This window comes from Rhizobium ecuadorense, from assembly GCF_001187535.1.
Classification (GTDB): Bacteria; Pseudomonadota; Alphaproteobacteria; order Rhizobiales; family Rhizobiaceae; genus Rhizobium; species Rhizobium ecuadorense.
In genome coordinates this window covers 1-241 of the sequence record NZ_LFIO01000085.1, presented here as the reverse complement: position 1 = coordinate 241, position 241 = coordinate 1, and the positions used below count along the sequence as shown (strand labels likewise).

Below are 241 nucleotides of genomic sequence, written 5' to 3'. Positions count from 1 at the left end.
CTTCCTGACGACGAGCTAGAGCGACTGAACAAGTTACTGCCGTGGGCCGCTTTTGTGTTGGATCGCAAGGGACGCAAGTTCGGCGTCGCTCACTCCGTCACGAAGCGCAACTTGCCGCAGGCAATGCCCGATCCCCGCATCGTCGAGCTTGATCGGCGCATCCCGCTGCGCGATCTCACCGTCTTTGAGATCGGCTGCTTCGAGGGCATCCACACGGCCGCGCTCGCGATGCATGCCAAGC

Annotated in this window: 1 pseudogene; it reads left to right on the top strand. The window is 62.2% G+C overall.

From position 1 onward, the window contains the following. A pseudogene (locus AF337_RS03825) lies at positions 1 to 241 on the top strand (methyltransferase type 12); the annotation flags it as partial.